General features: G+C 68.5%; 18 protein-coding genes and 1 tRNA gene. 7 read left to right on the top strand and 12 right to left on the bottom strand.

All coding sequences use genetic code 11. The features are described 5' to 3' along the window. Positions 1 to 178: 178 nt before the first annotated feature. The 4 genes from BJQ95_RS14860 to BJQ95_RS14875 all read right to left on the bottom strand — a co-directional run bounded on the left by BJQ95_RS14860 (position 179) and on the right by BJQ95_RS14875 (position 3,687). Positions 179 to 1,069 (bottom strand): aminodeoxychorismate lyase, encoded by an 891-nt coding sequence (locus tag BJQ95_RS14860; protein ID WP_130177730.1) that lies wholly within the window; start codon positions 1,067 to 1,069, stop codon positions 179 to 181. Positions 1,070 to 1,274: 205 nt separating this feature from the next. Continuing rightward, a complete protein-coding gene (locus BJQ95_RS14865) occupies positions 1,275 to 2,210 on the bottom strand; it encodes an anti-sigma factor domain-containing protein (RefSeq protein WP_240694743.1) in 936 nt (311 codons plus the stop codon). Further along, positions 2,207 to 2,788, bottom strand: coding sequence for a sigma-70 family RNA polymerase sigma factor (locus BJQ95_RS14870; RefSeq protein ID WP_240694744.1), 582 nt, complete (start codon positions 2,786 to 2,788; stop codon positions 2,207 to 2,209). The genes BJQ95_RS14865 and BJQ95_RS14870 overlap by 4 nt, the downstream gene beginning before the upstream one ends. A 269-nt stretch (positions 2,789 to 3,057) precedes the next feature. Next, entirely contained in the window at positions 3,058 to 3,687 is a 630-nt protein-coding gene (locus tag BJQ95_RS14875; RefSeq protein ID WP_130177732.1) for a DNA-directed RNA polymerase subunit beta, read from the bottom strand. Between the two features lie 139 nt (positions 3,688 to 3,826). On the opposite strand from BJQ95_RS14875, the gene BJQ95_RS14880 reads away from it, so the two are divergent. Beyond that, positions 3,827 to 3,899, top strand: a tRNA-Lys gene (locus BJQ95_RS14880). A gap of 51 nt (positions 3,900 to 3,950) precedes the next feature. Here BJQ95_RS14880 and BJQ95_RS14885 read toward each other — a convergent pair. Next, positions 3,951 to 4,964: a carbon-nitrogen hydrolase family protein gene (locus tag BJQ95_RS14885; protein ID WP_130177733.1), complete on the bottom strand. Its 1,014-nt coding sequence runs from the start codon at positions 4,962 to 4,964 to the stop codon at positions 3,951 to 3,953. A gap of 194 nt (positions 4,965 to 5,158) precedes the next feature. Between BJQ95_RS14885 and BJQ95_RS14890 the strand changes: the two genes are divergently transcribed. Beyond that, on the top strand, positions 5,159 to 6,091 hold the full coding sequence (locus tag BJQ95_RS14890; RefSeq protein ID WP_130177734.1) for an AraC family transcriptional regulator: 933 nt from the start codon (positions 5,159 to 5,161) through the stop codon (positions 6,089 to 6,091). 142 nt (positions 6,092 to 6,233) lie between these two features. Here the strand turns inward: BJQ95_RS14890 and BJQ95_RS14895 are convergent, their stop codons facing one another. Then, positions 6,234 to 6,557 carry a hypothetical protein gene (locus BJQ95_RS14895; protein WP_130177735.1) on the bottom strand — a complete coding sequence of 108 codons (324 nt, stop codon included), beginning with the start codon at positions 6,555 to 6,557 and terminating at the stop codon, positions 6,234 to 6,236. A 253-nt stretch (positions 6,558 to 6,810) separates the two neighbouring features. Between BJQ95_RS14895 and BJQ95_RS14900 the strand changes: the two genes are divergently transcribed. Beyond that, entirely contained in the window at positions 6,811 to 7,233 is a 423-nt protein-coding gene (locus BJQ95_RS14900) for a transferase (RefSeq protein WP_165384922.1), read from the top strand. A gap of 81 nt (positions 7,234 to 7,314) precedes the next feature. Then, complete coding sequence (locus tag BJQ95_RS14905) at positions 7,315 to 9,627, top strand: FdhF/YdeP family oxidoreductase (RefSeq protein WP_130177737.1); 2,313 nt, start codon at positions 7,315 to 7,317, stop codon at positions 9,625 to 9,627. A gap of 205 nt (positions 9,628 to 9,832) precedes the next feature. Here the strand turns inward: BJQ95_RS14905 and fdhD are convergent, their stop codons facing one another. After that, entirely contained in the window at positions 9,833 to 10,681 is an 849-nt protein-coding gene (gene fdhD / locus BJQ95_RS14910) for a formate dehydrogenase accessory sulfurtransferase FdhD (RefSeq protein ID WP_130177738.1), read from the bottom strand. Between the two features lie 386 nt (positions 10,682 to 11,067). On the opposite strand from fdhD, the gene BJQ95_RS14915 reads away from it, so the two are divergent. Next, entirely contained in the window at positions 11,068 to 11,958 is an 891-nt protein-coding gene (locus BJQ95_RS14915; protein WP_130177739.1) for a ThiF family adenylyltransferase, read from the top strand. Positions 11,959 to 11,962: 4 nt separating this feature from the next. Next, positions 11,963 to 12,238 carry a DUF6457 domain-containing protein gene (locus BJQ95_RS14920; RefSeq protein WP_130177740.1) on the top strand — a complete coding sequence of 92 codons (276 nt, stop codon included), beginning with the start codon at positions 11,963 to 11,965 and terminating at the stop codon, positions 12,236 to 12,238. 108 nt (positions 12,239 to 12,346) lie between these two features. On the opposite strand, the gene BJQ95_RS14925 is transcribed toward BJQ95_RS14920, so the two are convergent. Together BJQ95_RS14925 and BJQ95_RS14930 are read right to left on the bottom strand one after the other, a co-directional pair. After that, the gene (locus BJQ95_RS14925; protein ID WP_130177741.1) at positions 12,347 to 12,679 is read right to left on the bottom strand and encodes a cupin domain-containing protein; all 333 of its coding nucleotides are present in this window, start codon (positions 12,677 to 12,679) and stop codon (positions 12,347 to 12,349) included. A 152-nt stretch (positions 12,680 to 12,831) separates the two neighbouring features. Next, positions 12,832 to 13,275 carry a MarR family winged helix-turn-helix transcriptional regulator gene (locus tag BJQ95_RS14930; RefSeq protein WP_130177742.1) on the bottom strand — a complete coding sequence of 148 codons (444 nt, stop codon included), beginning with the start codon at positions 13,273 to 13,275 and terminating at the stop codon, positions 12,832 to 12,834. A 75-nt stretch (positions 13,276 to 13,350) separates the two neighbouring features. On the opposite strand from BJQ95_RS14930, the gene BJQ95_RS14935 reads away from it, so the two are divergent. Continuing rightward, a complete protein-coding gene (locus tag BJQ95_RS14935) occupies positions 13,351 to 13,596 on the top strand; it encodes a hypothetical protein (RefSeq protein WP_130177743.1) in 246 nt (81 codons plus the stop codon). A 30-nt stretch (positions 13,597 to 13,626) separates the two neighbouring features. Here BJQ95_RS14935 and BJQ95_RS14940 read toward each other — a convergent pair whose 3' ends face one another. The 3 genes from BJQ95_RS14940 to BJQ95_RS14950 are packed head-to-tail and all read right to left on the bottom strand — an operon-like array spanning position 13,627 to position 16,596. Beyond that, a complete protein-coding gene (locus BJQ95_RS14940) occupies positions 13,627 to 14,634 on the bottom strand; it encodes a serine hydrolase (RefSeq protein WP_130177744.1) in 1,008 nt (335 codons plus the stop codon). Positions 14,635 to 14,671: 37 nt separating this feature from the next. Next, the gene (locus tag BJQ95_RS14945; RefSeq protein WP_130177745.1) at positions 14,672 to 15,265 is read right to left on the bottom strand and encodes a hypothetical protein; all 594 of its coding nucleotides are present in this window, start codon (positions 15,263 to 15,265) and stop codon (positions 14,672 to 14,674) included. Positions 15,266 to 15,279: 14 nt separating this feature from the next. After that, the gene (locus BJQ95_RS14950; protein WP_256041403.1) at positions 15,280 to 16,596 is read right to left on the bottom strand and encodes a DUF445 domain-containing protein; all 1,317 of its coding nucleotides are present in this window, start codon (positions 16,594 to 16,596) and stop codon (positions 15,280 to 15,282) included. Positions 16,597 to 16,657: the final 61 nt, after the last annotated feature.

The following is a 16,657-nucleotide window of genomic DNA, read 5'->3' on the forward strand; positions in this document are numbered from 1 at the left end:
CGGTCGCCCGGGCGGTTGTGCGTCTTGGTCGTGTCCGCAGCCCCTGCGGTCCCCCGCGGTCCCCGCCATACTCGTCAGGTCGCGAAAGCGGCCAAACGGTCACCACAGCGCCCCGAAGCAACCACACCCCCGCTCTCGCGGAAGCGTCATGTCGCGAAAGCGGAAGGGACTACCGCCGCTAGGACCCGGTGCGGGCCAGCAGGGACGCGTTCAGGGTGCGGGTGAGCTCGTCGTCGTGCGGGAACTCCTCGCCGTCCAGGGCGGTCACGGCGACCGCGAGGCGCACGCTGGAGACCAGCCACGCCGCATCCGCCGCCCGCAGCTCGTCGATGGTGACGTCACGGTACTCGACGCTCTCGCCGTGCACGGTGAGGTACTCGAACACGCTCTGCTGAGTGGTGCCGTGCAGGATGGCGCCGCTCGGCGCCGGGGTGATGTAACGGTCGTCGATGCGGAGGATCACGCTCGAGGTGGGGCCCTCCATGACGAAACCGTCGTGGGTGAGGAAGATGGTGTCGTCGGCACCGCGGCGCTTGGCCTCGCGCAGGGCCGCCATGTTGATCGCGTAGCTGAGGGTCTTGGCGCCCATCAGCAGCCAGGGCGCCTGCTCGGCGACGCCGCGCGGGTAGCCCCGGTCGAGGGTGATCACCCTGATGCCGTTCTCGCGTACCGCACGGAAGTCCGCCGCGCGCGTGGCATGCAGCCAGGCGGTGGGCGCCGGCCCGTGCTCGACGCCGCGGCTGAGCACGAACTTGAGCGCCAGCTCGCCCTCGCCGGGGATCCTCTCGACCGCGTAAGCGATCGCGGCCCGCCACTGGGCGGGGTTGGGCACCGGCAGGTCGCAGATCTGCGCCGAGTTGATCAGCCGGTTGATGTGCGGTTCGATCTCCTGAGGATGCCCGTTGACCACACTGAGGGTCTCGAAGATGCCATCACCGCGCTGGGTGCTCAACTCTGCCACCCGCAACGCCGGGGCGCCGGAATCGATCTCGTGGAAGGTCTCCACGAAATCCGTGCGGGTGGAGTCGGCGGGCTCCGGGTCGATGAGCAAGGTGAAGGGCAGGGTCATGCACTGAGCCTACCCACCCGTCGTCGTCGGCCCGCGGAACCCGTCCCGCTCGCCGTGCGACGAGCGAGAAGACAGTTGAGGGCAGTCCGAAGCACCAACACTGACGCCAAATGCCCTCTCGGCGCCACGGCGGCGAGCGAGAAGACAGTTGAGGCCAGTCTGGTCAGGCAACACCGGCCCCAAATGCCTTCTCGCGGCGAGTGGGTCAGCTCTGGATGGCCACGATCGGGTCGGTGGTGGGCTGTTCGGAGCCGCCCTTGGGTTCCACGGTGACGCCCACGGTGTCGCCGGCGGTCATGGTGCCGTCGAGCACCCGCCAAGCGGTACCGGAGCCATCGGAGTCGAACGTGCCGGCCGAGACCGGTCCGGCCGCGCCGATGTACCAGAGCTGGTAATCCTTGTCATCGCCGAGGGCGGGCAGATCGTCGACGATGATCGCGGACAGGCCGAGGTCACCCGACCAGACGAGGGTGGCGTCCTGGCCGTCGGCGGTCTGGGTCGACGCGCGCTGGGTGTCGGCGGCCGCGTTGATCTCGGCGAGGCCGGCGGCCTGCTCCTGGACGAACTCCCGACTGGGATCACCGTAGATCGCCTGGCCGGCGAAGGTGCCGGTCACAAAGAGGGCGACCGCGGCCGCCGCCGCGACGAGGTACCCGGTCGGGCGTTGGAACCAGCGTCGTTGGGCCCGCTCGGCGGCCGAACCGGATCCGGCCGAAGTCACCGGGGTGGTCTCGGAGGCCGGGGTGGCCGCGGAGCGGCGTCCGGAGCCGATCGGGATGGCCGCGGGCGGCGCATCCATCGGGACGGCGGGATCGGCGGGGTCGACCGGCACGGCCTCGACCGGCACGGCCGGCGCGGCGCTCGGTGCGAGCTGCGGGGTGCTGGCGATCTGAGCCATCAGGCTGGCCCTGAGAGCGCTGGAGGGTTCAACGGGGGCGACCGCCAGGCCCAGGGCCACGGCCGTGTCGCTGAGTTCGGCCGCTTCGATGCGCGCCTGCTCTGACCGGGCCATGTAGCGCTCGTATTCGGCGGCTTCCTCGGCGGTGAGCGCGTTCAGCGCGTAGGCGCCGGCCAGGTCGGCCGGGTTCTCGGCGGAACCGTTGCCGGTCACGTTGTTGTTGGGCTTGCCGGTGTCGTTCAAGACGCCACCCCCAGTTCATCTCGCAGACGGATTAACCCGTCGCGTAGCCGGGTCTTGACGGTGCCGAGCGGAATGTGGAGGTAGTCGGCGACTTCACGGTGACTGTAACCGCTGAAGTACGACAGGCTTACGGCCTGCCGTTGCAGTTCGGTCAGTCTGGACATCGCCTTCTCCACCCTTTCATGCTCGATTTTCACCTCGACGGTTTCGGCGACGTGGTCATACGGCACCGCGAGGTCGCGGATGCCGATCTTGGTGTCCCGGTCGCGTCCGGCCTGCGACGACCGAATCCGGTCGATCGCACGTCGGTGCGCCATGGTCATGATCCAGGTCGAAGCCCCGCCACGCTGTGACTCATACCGCGAAGCCGTCTGCCAGATCTCCAGAAAAATCTCCTGGGTCACTTCTTCGGACTGCGCGTGATCGATCAGCACGCGCTTGACCAAGCCAAGCACCCGCGGAGCGATCTGGTCGTATAGCTCTCCGAAAGCCGTTTGGTCGCCATCGGCCACCCGGGCGAGCAGCTCTTCTTTCGAAGGCGCTGTCGACGAGGCGTCGAGGTCGAATTCAGCAGTCATGAGATCCAGCATGTCAGGTCCAGTCCCCTTCCATGATGAGGGTTCGGTACCGAGTCCCCGCTGGATTGGTCTGGAGCGAAAATTGTTGTGACCCTGTGACGAACCTGCGCCGCCATCCAGAGAGCAGAGTGAAGGCCGGACCGCAGAACGCCTCTCGGCGCGAGGCCGTTCTAGACGGCGAATATTGGAGCCCGGGGTTACTGCGGTCCGGCCAGCATCCAGTGTAAACGACATCGGCTGAGAGTTCATTCCCGGATGCCGCCCATCGCCTATTCCAGGGAGTCGCTGCGCCACAGCCGGGCGCAGGAGCCGAATTCCGACGCGGTGGTGGAGAATCGCAGCGCGCGGGTGGTCAGCTCGCTGGAGCGACCGGGTTCGGTGCTGTCGAAATCGTCGGCCACGCTCGCGCAGCCGGCGCCGATCACCCGGCAGAATGCGGCCGCCCGGTCCAGGGCGATGCCGAAGTCGCCGGTGAACACGCCGCGGAGGATCTCGTCGGCGAGCAGGATGATCTCGGCCGGCCCGGTCGGCACCGCGGCGCCCGCGACGAGAGGATCGATGGTGACCGCGACATCGATGCCCCGCTGGTAGAGGTAGGCCGTGCCGTCGGCATCCTGCCGGATCAGCAACCGCACCAGGTAGATGCGCCACAGCGCTCCGGGCAGGCTGCGCGGCGTGGCGCGGGACCACAACTCCGCCACGGCGTCGATGCCGTGCTCGTCGGTGTACGCCACCAGACGCTCCACAACGGCGGGGTCCGGGCTCTCCCGCACCCGGTTGATCAGCGCCTGCGCGGTCTCGTGCGCGATCCGGCTGATCTGAGCGGGATCTTCGCCGCCCATCATCGACTCGAACTTCGCACCCGAGAACTGGGTGGGTTTGTGAAAATCGTTGACCATCGCTCTCCTCCTGGGCTTTGCGGCAGCGTAGTCGGGTACGCCGCCGGATGTGTGGGTGTTGGCGTGCCGGCGTCTCTGGCGGATGCATCCACGCTAGTCAAAAAAACCGTCCGCGAATCCACGCTAAGTTATTAACCGCGGGCCTCTAGCTCAGTTGGTAGAGCAAAGGACTTTTAATCCTTGGGTCGTCGGTTCGAGCCCGACGGGGCCCACTCTTCACATCCTTGTCGCGCGGGAGGACTTCGACACCACATCGCCGGGCCTCAGCTGGTCGAGGCCAGCGGGAGGTCAGTGAACGCCGCTGAGGCGGCCGCGGATCCCGCCGTAGGCTCGGCATCGGTCAGATGCGCGGGAACACGGGCGGACCGATCCACCGTGAGTCGGAACACGTCGGGACGCGCGTAGTGTCCGACAGGGTCGGCGTAGGCTTTGGCAGCCGCGACGGCGGCAAGGTTGAGATCGGCGAAGACGAGACCTTCCTGGTCGGCGTCGAGCAGTTCGGTGAGAGGCGACCCGTCGGGTCCATAGACGCGAGCGACCCCCGCTCCGGCGCCGGCGGCGAGGATCTCGACCGGCACGCCCAGCCGCTGGGCGCCGACCGCCGTCATGACCTGGTTCGCGACCAGGACGAAGCAGCCCCCCTCCATCGCGTAGGTCTGACTCGCGGCCAAGGAGGCGTCGGATGTCAACGTGTAGTGATGGGCCGGGATGCTGAAGCACGGCCATGAGGCCACGTGGATCTGCTCGTTCTGGGCGTACATCGCGAACTTCACAAGCGGTTGTAGGTGCTCCCAGCAGTTGAGGCCGCCAACGCGTCCGAACGGCGTCTCGACAACCTGAAGTCCCGAGCCGTCGCCCTCACCGAACAGGGAGCGCTCTACGTGAGTCGGCTTGAGCTTGCGCCGGTGCAGGCGCACGACGCCCTCGTCGTCAATGATGAGCTGAGAGATGTATAGGGTGCCGTGCAACCGCTCGCTGATACCGAGCACCACCCAGATCTGGTTGGCGCGAGCACTCTGACGGATCCGCTGGATCTCTGCCCCGTTCACATCGACGGAGTTCAGGTGGTAGCCGGCAACGAACGAGACCTGGTCCGCGGGCGTGTGGCTCCAGAGGAAGAGCGGGTACCCCGGGAGCCATGTCTCCGGGAAGGCGACGAGCTGAGCGCCGCCACGAGCGGCGTCGGCGATGAGGTCGAGCGTCTTGTCAGTGGTCGCCGCGAGGTCGAACCACACCGGCTCCGCTTGAACGGTGGCAATACGGGTTGAATCTGGCATCGCTGGTCTCCCTGGCTTTCGAGTGTGCGGACGTCGCCTCTGCGCTGTCCGAGCATCAGGTTACGAGCGTGCCCAACGCCGCAGGACGCGTAATCCCGACCGATACCCGGCAAGATCTGCGCCGAGCTAGCAACGAAACGCCTGCGTAATGATCTCGTTACCTCCCGGAAACAATATCCGTGAGAGTCTCGACCATGGCCCGAATCGAGGTATCGAACGCGGCCGCTTTCGAGGCGGCAGTCTCTGGCTCTTTCGTGCCTCTGGCGATCACGAGCGTTGACACTCCGGCCCTGCGAGGCAGCGTCGAGCAGAAGTCTGCCGGGGTGGCCGCAATCACCCTGGTGCGCTCGGAACCCGTCAGCCTGCGCCGCACGCCTCGGCTCATCGCCCACTCCAGCCGAGGGGTCGTGCTCCTCACCATGCAGTTGAGGGGGACGAGCATCGTGGCGCAGCGTGGCACCACCGCTCGGCTCGGGCCCGGCCAGGGGGCGATCTACTTCTCCGACCGTCCCTTCGATCTCCGAAGCGACGGTCGAAGCGAAGTCTTGGTCTTCCACGCGCCTCTGGCTCTGTTCGGATTCCCCGACTCTCAGATGGCCCTGGCGTATCCGGAAGCGTTTGATGCACGCACCGACTGCGAATACCGCGCACTACGCAATCTCTCTCGGTCGTACCTGCGAGCGCTCCCGTTGATCGATGACGCGCAGCAGATGGGTCGAATCACGACGGGACTGCTCGCGGCGATAATGACGCGGAACCACCCCCGTCGCCGGCGCCGCCTCGATCACACGTACCTGTTCGCCGCACTGTGCAGCGATATCGAACTGCGGCTGCACGATCCAGCGCTCTCCGTGTCGAGTCTCGCGCGGGCGCACGGGGTCTCCTCTCGTGCGGTCCATGAATGTTTCGAGGAGTTCGGGTCGACTCCCGCGGCGGTATTCCGCGAGAAGCGACTTGCCCTGGCCACCTCGCTCCTGGGCACGACGGACCTCCCGATAGCCCACGTCGCGAGGGCGGTGGGGATGCTTGACCCATCGACTCTGAGCAAGGCCCTGCGGCGGGCGACCGGGATGACGGCGCGGGACATCCGCACCAAACAGTCTGGCACGCCCACCGGTGCTGTCTGAGGGACGACCTACGTCCCGTCCGGCGTGGCCGCCACCGGCCAGCCCCGGCCGAAAATGACCTACGAGCGAGAGCCCGAGAACCATCCATTTCTCATCCTTGGGCCGTCGGTTCGAGCCCGACGGGGCCCACTTTCAGGGTCATTCAGTGTGACCAGGTGTCCCTGGCCCACGGCCGCCAGGGGCGGGGAAAGCGTCGTTTGACCCTGCCGTAGTGATCCACGGTGAGGATCGGCGACTCGACCTTGCGGGTGAGGATGCTCAGAGCGACGACGAACAGCCACAGCCCCCGGGTGACGAAGGTCAGAAACACGTTCAGCCAGAACCGGATCCGTTTGGTGCGCTGCAGCGCGGCCTGGCTGCCGGCCACGCTGCTGACCGTCCAGCCCTCGGCCGCGAACTGGGCGACCTCGTAGTTGAGTAGCTCGGTGCGCTGCTCGGCGGTCACGGTGCCTGCGTCCAGCGACATGCCCGCCTCCTTCCGTCGATACGGGCAGCATCAGGCCGTGGCACGATCGGCGCAGCCCCCGATGCGCGCCGACCCGGCGGGACGAACCCGGCAGTTCGCTGGGACTGGGCGCCCGCACGGAATGTGCTGCGAGAACCCGGTGTTTCTCCCCGTGTTGACGCACGGTCTGTTCTGCTGGGGTACGGCCTCAGCCGCATATCGTGCGTGCCGCAGCCGAGTGACGCACACAGCGAGCGCCACGGGAGGAGAACCAGTGCGCAAAAACATTGACGTCGAAGTCGACACCGGAGTCATCGAGAAGTACCGCAGGCACCCCAACGGCAACGGCTGGGTGTCCGGCAAATCGAGCGTGCAACCGAGCGCGTTCATTTCCGAGTCCGCGTACATCGAATCCGGTGCGCGGGTGGGTCGGGAATCGTGGGTCGGACCCGGCAGTTGGATCGACCACGACGTTGTCGTCGGCGACAAGGTGTTCATCGGCCAAAATGTGCACATCGGCGAGGGCAGCCTCGTCGCCGGCGGCGCCCACCTAGGTAGCCATGTGCGCATCGGCCGCAACGTGCGCATCGCCGCCGGTGTCCGCCTGGACCGGGACACCCGGGTTCCCGACGGCACCGATGTGGCCGCCGGCAACGTGGGAGCGGACGGTCGCCGGTCGCACGGGTTGGCCGCGTAGGCATCCGTTTCACCCGGTAAAACCCGAAAACGCGCGCGGGTGCAGGTCAGCATCCGGCTCCGACAGGAGCAGGATGGACCCATGACACGTCGCGCACCGGTCAAGGACATCAACGAAGACGACCTCGTTATCGGCACCCCGAAGAAGGCCGCCGCCGGCCTCGAGGCGGTGGTCGTGGCGCTGGACCGCGGCATCGCCCAGGCCGGCGTGAGCCGCACCACGCGGGCCCTCTTGCGGCTCAACCAGCGAAACGGCACCGACTGCCCCGGCTGCGCCTGGCCGGAGTCCACCGGGCACCGCAAGACCGCGGAGTTCTGCGAGAACGGCGCGAAGGCCGTGGCCGAGGAGAACACTCTCCGCACCGTGGATGCCGCGTTCTGGGCCGAGCACTCGCTCGCCGACCTGGCCGGCAAGACCGAATACTGGCTGGGCAACCAGGGCCGCATCGCGCAGCCCGTGGTGGTACGCCCCGGCGACACCCACTACTCCCCCATCGCCTGGGAAGACGCATTCACGCTGATCGGCGAGAAGATCCGCGCCACCACCCCCGAGCGCACCGTGTTCTACACCTCGGGCCGCACCGCCAACGAGACCGCGTTCCTGTACCAACTGTTCGCCCGCTCGATCGGCACCAACAACCTGCCCGACTGCTCGAACATGTGCCACGAATCCTCCGGGTCGGCGTTGAACCCCACGATCGGCATCGGCAAGGGCACCGTGTCGCTCGACGACATCCACGTAGCCGAACTGATCCTGGTGGTGGGCCAGAACCCGGGCACCAACCACCCGCGGATGCTCTCCGCCCTGGCCGAGTGCAAGGCCAACGGCGGCAAGGTCGTCGCCGTGAACCCGCTGCCGGAGGCCGGGTTGTTCAACTTCAAGGACCCGCAGACCCCCACCGGGCTGCTCGGCGGCGGCGTTCCACTGGCCGACGAGTTCCTGCAGATCAAGGTGGGCGGCGACCTGGCCCTGTTCCAGGCGCTGGGCCACCTGCTGCTCGAGGAAGAGGCCCGGGTGCCCGGCTCCGTGGTGGACCGGGAGTTCATCGACGCCAACACCGACGGCATCGAGGCCTACCGCACCGCACGCTCCGAGATCGACTGGGTCGAAACCGAGAAGGCCACCGGGCTGTCGCGCCTGGAGATCGGCGTCGTCGCGAAGATGATGGCCGCGTCGAAGGCCACCATCATCTGCTGGGCGCTGGGCCTCACCCAGCAGCCGCACTCGGTGAACACGCTCAAGGAGATCATCAACCTGCTCCTGCTGCAGGGCAACTTCGGCAAGCCGGGTGCCGGCGCCTGCCCGGTGCGCGGGCACTCCAACGTGCAAGGTGACCGCACCATGGGCGTGTGGGAGAAGCCCAAGGAGGCCATGCTCGCCGCGCTCGACGCCGAGTTCGGCATCGTGTCGCCGCGCGAGCACGGCCTCGACTCGGTCAACACCGTCGAGGCGTTCGAGAACGACGCCGTGGACGTGTTCGTGTCGATGGGCGGCAACTTCGCCCTCGCCTGCAGCGACACCGACGCCCTCGAGGCCGCGATGCAGCGGGTGGGCCTGACGGTGCACATTTCCACCAAGCCCAACCGGTCGCATGTGATGCACGGGGTCACCTCGCTGATCCTGCCCACGCTCGGCCGCACCGACACCGATGACAAGCATCCGTCGGGCCGGCAGGTGCTCTCGGTGGAGGACTCGATGTCGATGGTGCACTCCACCCAGGGCCGGCTCGCCCCGGTGTCGGAGCACCTGCTGGCCGAGCCGGTGATCGTGGCACGGATGGCCCGGGCCACGCTCGGCGACGACCATCCGGTGGGCTGGAAGGCGATGGCCGAGGACTACGACGTCATCCGCGACCATGTCTCCCGGGTGCTGCCCGGCTTCGAGGACTTCAACAAGCGGTTGCGCGACAAGAACGGCTTCGTGCTGCCCAACCCGCCGCGCGACACCCGCAGCTTCGCCACCGACATCGGCCGGGCCCGGTTCACGGTGAGCCCGTTGGAGTACCTCACCCCGCCGCCCGGACACCTCATTTTGCAGACCATGCGCAGCCACGACCAGTACAACACCACCTTCTACGGGCTGGATGACCGCTACCGGGGCATCAAGGATGGCCGCCGGGTGATCCTGATCCATGCCGATGATGTCACCGAGCTGGGTTTCGCGGACCGCGACCTTGTAGACGTGATCAGCACTTTCGGCGGGCAGGAGCGCCGGGCCGACAAGTTCCGGCTGGTGGTGTATCCCACCCCGCGGGGCTGCGCTGCTGCGTACTTCCCCGAGGCGAACCAGCTGATGCACCGGGAGCTCGTGGCCCGGGAGTCGAACACCCCCGGCTACAAGGCCATGAGCGTGCGGTTCATCCCGCACGAGGCCGGTGTGCCCGTCCTGAGCTGAGCCGAGCCGGGTCCCGCCCCAGCCTTTTGATGACTCGCCCATTTTGGCTAGTGCGGGAGTGTTCGGACTCACAAAAGTGGGCGAGTCATGGCCTGGGACAGGGCGCGACCTGAGCCAAGCTGCGCCACAGCGGGATGGGTCGCCCAATTTGGCTAGTCCGGCAGGGTGCGGACTAGCAAAAGTGGGCGAGTCAGGGCGGGGACGGTTACACGGCGGCTAGCTCGCCCTGGGTGATGCGTTCCTCGCCGGCGTAGATGACCATGGAGTCGCCGCGGAGGAAGCCGACCAGGGTGAGGCCCACCTCGTGCGCAAACTCGGCGGCGAGCGATGACGGCGCCGATACCGCGGCGAGCACCGGGATGCCCGCCATCAGGGCTTTCTGTGCCAGTTCGAAGCTGGCCCGACTGGTCACCATCAGCACGGTGCCGCGCAGCGGCAACAGGTTCTCCTTGACCGCCCAGCCGATCACCTTGTCCACGGCGTTGTGCCGGCCCACGTCTTCGCGCAGCACCAGCATCTCGCCCGTGCCGGCATCGAACAGCGCGGCCGCGTGCAGTCCACCGGTCTTCTCGAACACCGCCTGCGCCTCGCGCAGCTTGTCGGGGAATCCGATGAGCATCTCCGCGTCGATGCGCACAGCATCCGCCCGCACGTCCCAGGTGGACTTGGTGCGCACGGCGTCGATGCTCTCTTTGCCGCACAGGCCGCAGGAGCTCGTGGTGAGGAAGTTGCGCTGCGTGCTCGGGTCGGGCGCGGCCACGCCCGGGGCCAGGCGCAGGTCGAGCACGTTGTAGGTGTTCACGCCCTCGGCGGTAGCGCCGGCGCAATAGCGAGCGGTCGCGAGGTGCTCGCCCTGGCTGATGATGCCCTCCGAGACGAGGAACCCCGCGGCGAGGTCGACGTCGTGGCCGGGGGTGCGCATGGTGACCGCGAGCGAGCGGCCGTTGACCCGCAGCTCGAGCGGTTCCTCGACCGCGAGGACGTCTTCTCGGCGGATGGGCGCGTGGCCCACCGTGAGCCGGGTGATCTTGCGGCGTGCCGTGACTCTGCTCATGGGTGCCCTCCTCGGGAGTGCGGTCCGAGTGTGCCGGGGCGCAGCGGGACCTCCCTTCGAGCCTAAACCTCCATCTGCCTCAACGGGTGGCCTCAGCGCCGCTCCCCGGGCGGGTCGCACGCGAGAGCGGGACTGTGGCTGCGTCAGCACCGCTGAGGCGACCACACGGCCGCTCTCGCGAACTGGCGGTGCCGCGAGCGGGCGTTGCACTCACGTCAGGCGAGGGGAGCGCGGAAACCGGGAAGCGCGGGAAACGGGGAGCGCGGGAAGCGCGGAACCCGGGGAGCGCGGAAACCGGGAAGCGCGGGAAACGGGGAGCGCGGGAAGCAAGGGGAGTTCGGGGCGGCGTGGGCCGTCCGGGGACGATTGCCGCGTACCGTGGTGTCATGGCACTTCCCCCTCTTGTCGAGCCCACCGGCCCGCTCAGCCCGACCGAAACCGCACGCCTCTCACAGGTGCGCAGCCTGCCTCAGCTGCGGCTGCCCCCGATCGACGACGTCGGGCACCGCCGCCTCGCCGCCGCCCGAGTGCTGGTGCTCGGCACCACCGGGCTCAGCGCGCCCGCCGTGCGCTCCCTGGCGGCCGCCGGCGTAGGCACGATCGGGCTCGCCGACGTGGGCCCGCTGGATGTCGACGCCCTGGTGCTCGCGACCACGACCATCCTGACCCTCTCCCCCGACACCGCTGTGACGGCGCACGACGAGGACCTCACGGCCGAGTCCGCCGCGCGCATCCTCGGCGGCTACGATCTGGTGCTTGACGGCAGCGACCTCACCCCTCAGCCGTTCCTGGTGGGCGACACCTGCGCGACCCTCGGGCTGCCGCTGGTGTGGGGCTCCGTGGCCCGCGGCAATGCCGAACTGTCGGTGTTCTGGTCGAGCCCGCCGCGGCGAAGCGGCCAGCGCTCCACCCGGCTGCGCGACTTCTTCGGCACGGATGCGTCCGCCCCGGTCGCCGCCGCCGACCCCGGCGTTCTCGGCGCGCTGCGCGGCCAGGCCGGAGCGTTCCTGGCCGCGGAGGCCATCCGCCTGATCACGGGCACGGGCGAGCCGTTGATCGGCCGGGTACTCACCATCGACGCCGAGTCCGGCCGCTTCGATGCCGCCCAACTGCCGGTGGCCCAGCCGGTGGCAGCCGGCGCCCGGCCCGAGTCCGGCGAAGCGGCCTCCGCTCACGGTGCCGCGTCCGCCCCCGCATCCGCATCTGCCACAGCCACAGCCACAGCCACAGCCGTATCCGCCCCCACATCTGCCACCGCCACCGCCACCGAGGAGTGACACCATGAGCACCAATACCCCGCTCCCTCCCGAAGCCCTCGACGAGTGGCTGGCCGCCCTGGCGGCCCGACTGGGACTCGACGCCGACCTGGTTCCCACCGGGCTGCTGCTCGACGTGGCCCGCGACGTGGCGCACAACGTGGCCCGTCCGGCCGCTCCGCTGAGCCTGTTCCTGGTGGGGCTGGCCGCGGCAAGGAATGGCGGCAGCGCCGAGGACGTCACCGCGGCGAGCGCCGCCGCCACCGAGCTGGCCCTGGGCTGGCCCGCCGCACCGCAGTAGCCCACTCCCGCACCGAGCTGCCCCCGTCCGGGCAAGGTGCCCCCGCGGATCGGGGTATCTCGTCCGAACCGGGGCACCTCGGCGCATCCGCGGCGCGCGGTCGGCTCGTCAGGGCCGTTTCGCGATGGTCAGCATGATGGCGGCATCCTCTTCGGCTTCGAGGCTGTGCCGGGCGTTGGGCACGAGGAGCAGGTCGCCGGTGCGCGCCTGCCAGGAGTCCTTCCCCACGACAAGGCGCACCCGGCCGGTGACCACGAAGATCGTGGCGTCACCGGGGTTGTCGTGTTCGGCCAGGACGGTGCCCTTGGTCAGACCGATCACGGTCTGCCTGAGCACCTTCTCGTGTCCGCCATAGACGGTGTCGGCTGCCCGGCCGCTGCTGGCCAAGGTGGCCGCGGCGAGCTGCTGCCGGGCGAGGGCATCGATCGAGATCTTCTGCATGTTGCCAGCGTACGACTCCGGCGCCCGCAGCGGGCCGTCGCGCACCCGAGCTACCCTCATCCGGACGAATTGCCCCCCACACAGCAGGGCAACGCGTCCGCGGCGGGGCGCCTCGGCGACGTCAGTTCCAGGGCGCCGGCGCCCGGTTCGGGTTACCGGGCCGCGCTCGTCGTGGCGCGGATGACCTCATTGAGGCTGTCCCGCAGCGTGACCAGGCTCTCGGGCGGCATTTCCAGGGAACGGGCCACCCGCTCCGGGATGGTCTCGGCGATCCGTCGCAGCCGGTGGCCGTGCTCGGTCAGCGTGACCTGCAGCGCGCGCTCGTCGGTCGCCGAGCGGCCCCGGCGGATGTGGCCGGTCGCCTCCAGCCGCTTGAGCAGCGGTGACAGCGTGGCCGGCTCCAACCGGAGCGCGTCGGCCAGGCTGCGAAGCGTGCGCGGGTTCTTCTCCCACAGCGCCAGCATCACCAGATACTGCGGGTGCGTAAGGCCCAACGGCTCCAGGATCGGCTTGTACAACGCCACGGTGGTGCGCGCGGCCACGGTGAGGGCGAAGCAGACCTGGTTCTCCAACGCGAGAACGTTCGGTTCGGTCATCGCAACTCCAGGGTCGGGCATTCGTGGATCGGGCATTCGTGGGTCACAACCCATTTCGTTAGTACACTAACCATTATGACGTCAGCCAAGAAGCGCAAACCGACCATCAAGGAGGCCGGCGGTTTCACGGCGTGGCTGAACGGTCGACTGTTGCCGTTCATCGGCCCGCCGCCGCTGGGACCGTACGATGACGAGGTGCCGGTGCAGGAACGCCCGGTGGCCCGCTGCCCGCTCTGCGGGGAGCCGATGACCGAGCACGACATCGACCGCAGCGGCGAGCGCACCCAGTTGCGCTGCCCCCTGCCCGCGCCCACGGCCTGACCCACCGCCGCATCCACCACCTCGGCCCGGCTACAACTGGGCGTCGATCTCCACCACCAGGTCCCAGGCGCCCTCTTCGGCGTTGCTGAGCACGACCACGTCGAGGCCGCTCTTGGGGTAGTGCCGCAGGATGCCGCTGGCGCCGGCGTTGACGCCGTCCTTGTAGTACGAACGCACGGCGCCGTTGTCGTCGAGGTCGAACTCCAGGCCGAAGCCGTACTTCACGTCGTCGTCGTAGTCCACCTGCGGGGTGAAGAATTCCTCGGTGTACTCCTTGGAGAGCAGTTGGCCCCCGCGCACCGCGTTGAGGAAGTTCATCAAGTCGCCGGCCGTGCTGTGCGCGCCGCTGTCGGGCGAGCCGATGGCCGGGGAACTGTAGGTGTTCGAGATCCAGCTGCCGTCCTTGCGACGGTCCCAGCCTTCCGCGACCCGTTCCACGGCGTCGCGGCGGTCGAAGAAGCCGGAGTCGGCCATGCCTGCGCGGGCGAAGACCTCCTCACGCACGTAGTCGCGGTAGGAGAGGCCGGAGACCTTCTCCACGGCGAGGCCGGCGAGGATGTAGCCGACGTTGTTGTCTTCGCACTGCACCCCGGGCGGCGCCAGACGCGGCTTGTCGGCGAACAGCGGCAGGAAGTCGCTGGTCTCGATCAGCGAGTAGTTGGGAGTCGCCGCCCAGAACGCGTCGTACTCCTCGCCGGCTTCCTCGTCCACGTCGTCGGCGATGCCGCTGGTGTGTGTGAGCAGGTGCAGCAGGGTGACGTCGGTGCCGATCGAGCTGCCGCCCAGGTCGACGTACTCGTGGATCGACGCCTCGAGGTCGAGCCGGCCGGCATCCACCTGCTGCAGAACGGCGACGCTGGTGAAGAGCTTGGTGATCGACGCCGTGTCAAACCGGGTGTCCAGGGTGTTGGGCACCTGCCAGCGCGGGGTGGCGAACCCGCGGGCCGCCTCAAAGATGGTGCGGTCGCCGTCACGCACCAACACCACGCCGGAAAAATCGCTGTCATCGAGAAAGGTCTGAATTGACTGGGTATCCACCCTTCGAGCGTAGCGAACGGCGGCCGGTCGGTGTGCCTTAGTCGGTGTGGCGGGTGCGCTTGGCCAGCGCGGCCAGGTCGATCTTGCCGACCGCGCGCATCCGCTCGGCGCGCGCGGCCTCGTAGCCGGGCTGGCGCGGATCGATCTTCTGGGCCAGCAGCCGGTCAGCGAGCGCGTCATTGATCTCCTGTAGGGCATCCGCGCGCGCCTTCTCGACGATTCCGGCCACCCTGGTGTCGTCGGCGGCGATCTCCCGGAGCCGTTCGGCGACGTGATCGTGCAGGGTTCGCCGGCGACCCAGCCGCACGACGTCCCTGCGCTGGTTCTCCACCTCCCGGCCCTTGCCCGACCTGGTCGTGCGCGACAGGTGGGAGCCGAGGCGTTTGACCCGGGTGGAGTCCTCGTCGTTCTGCCGGGCCACCTCGTGCAGTTCCTCCCGGGCGAGGCTGGCGTAGAGGGTGGGGTCGTAGTCGTTGTGATCGCGGAGCGCGGCAACGATGATGCGGTTTTTCAGGGCCATCCGCACGGCGGAGAGGGCGATGAGCATCCCCTCGTCCACGATCCGCCCGGTGGAGGGCGTTGCCGAGCCAGGGGCGGCAGTGCCCTCCGTGTCGTCCGAACCGTTCTCCACAGCTTAAGTATGGCTCACAGGCCGAAGAGAACCACCGCGCCCTGGGCCAGGGTGAAGATCAGCAGCCCGGCCAGCGCTCCGACAACGGTGCCGTTGATCCGGATGAACTGCAGGTCCTTGCCGACCTGCAATTCGATCTTCTCGGTGGTCTCGGCCGGGTCCCAGCGCTCCACGGTCTCGGTGATCACGCCGGCGATCTCGTGCCGGTACTTCTGCAGCACGTAGCCGGCCGCATCCGCCAGCCACCGGTCGATGCGGGCGCCCAGCGATTCGTCGCGTACCAGCCGGCCACCCACATCCAGCACGGTCGAGGTAATGCCGGTGCGCACGGCGCTCTGCGGATCGGCCAGGGCGGTCAGCAGGGACTGCTTCACCGACTCCCACGCGTCGCCGGCGAACTCGCGCAGTTTGGCGTTGTCGACCAGCTCGAGCTTGAGCACCTCGACCCTGTCGATCATGGTCTCGTCATGCTGCAGGTCGTCCATCAGCTCGGCCAGGTAGCGGTCGATCGCTTCGCGCAACGGATGGCCGGGGTCGGCCTGCACCGTCGCCACGAATCCGAGCACCTCGCGGTAGGCCTTGTCGTCGACCATCTCGCCGACGAAGCCGGGCAGCCATCGGGGTAGCCGGGTCGACACGGAGGTCCCGAAGGCCTCCGGGTGGGTCTGCAGCCAGCTCTGGGCCTTGTCCACCAGCAGGTCCACCGCGGCGTGGTGCCGGCCGGAGACCACCAGGTTCTCGCCCAGCCGGCCGAGGCTCGGCGCCCACGAGGGTTCCAGCAGGTGTTCGCGGGCGACGCCCTCGAGCAGGTCCTTGATGTCGTCGTCACTGAGCAGGTCGAGCAGCCCGGTTCCGGCGTGGGCAAGCTCGTCGGTGAGTCGTTCGGCATTCGCCGGCTGCACCAGCCAGGCGCCCAACCGTCGGGAGATTCCGATGGACTCGAGCTTGCCGCGCACCACGGCGTCGGAGAGGAAGTTCGACTCGACGAATTCGCCGAGGTTCGCGCCGATCTCGTCCTTGCGGTTGGCGATGATGTTGGTGTGCGGGATGCGGAGCCCCATCGGGTAGCGGAACAGGGCGGTGACGGCGAACCAGTCGGCGATCGCGCCGACCATGCCGCCCTCGGCCGCGGCGCGCACGTACTCCAGCCACGGGTAGCGGTCCTCGAGGGCGAACGACACCGCGAAGATCACGGCCATGGTCAGCAGCAGGCCCAGCGCGAGCCGTTTCATGCCCACCAGGGCTACTCGACGGGCCTCGTCGGTGGGGCTGAGCGGTGCTCGCGGGGCCGGCGCGGGCGGGGCGGGTGCGGTCAGGGACGGTGCTGCCATGGGTCTGGTCGTTCCTCGTCGGGTGAGAGTGCGGCGGGCGCTGCGCTCCCGCCACCCTAAG

The organism is Cryobacterium sp. SO1 (genome assembly GCF_004210215.2).
GTDB lineage: Bacteria > Actinomycetota > Actinomycetes > Actinomycetales > Microbacteriaceae > Cryobacterium.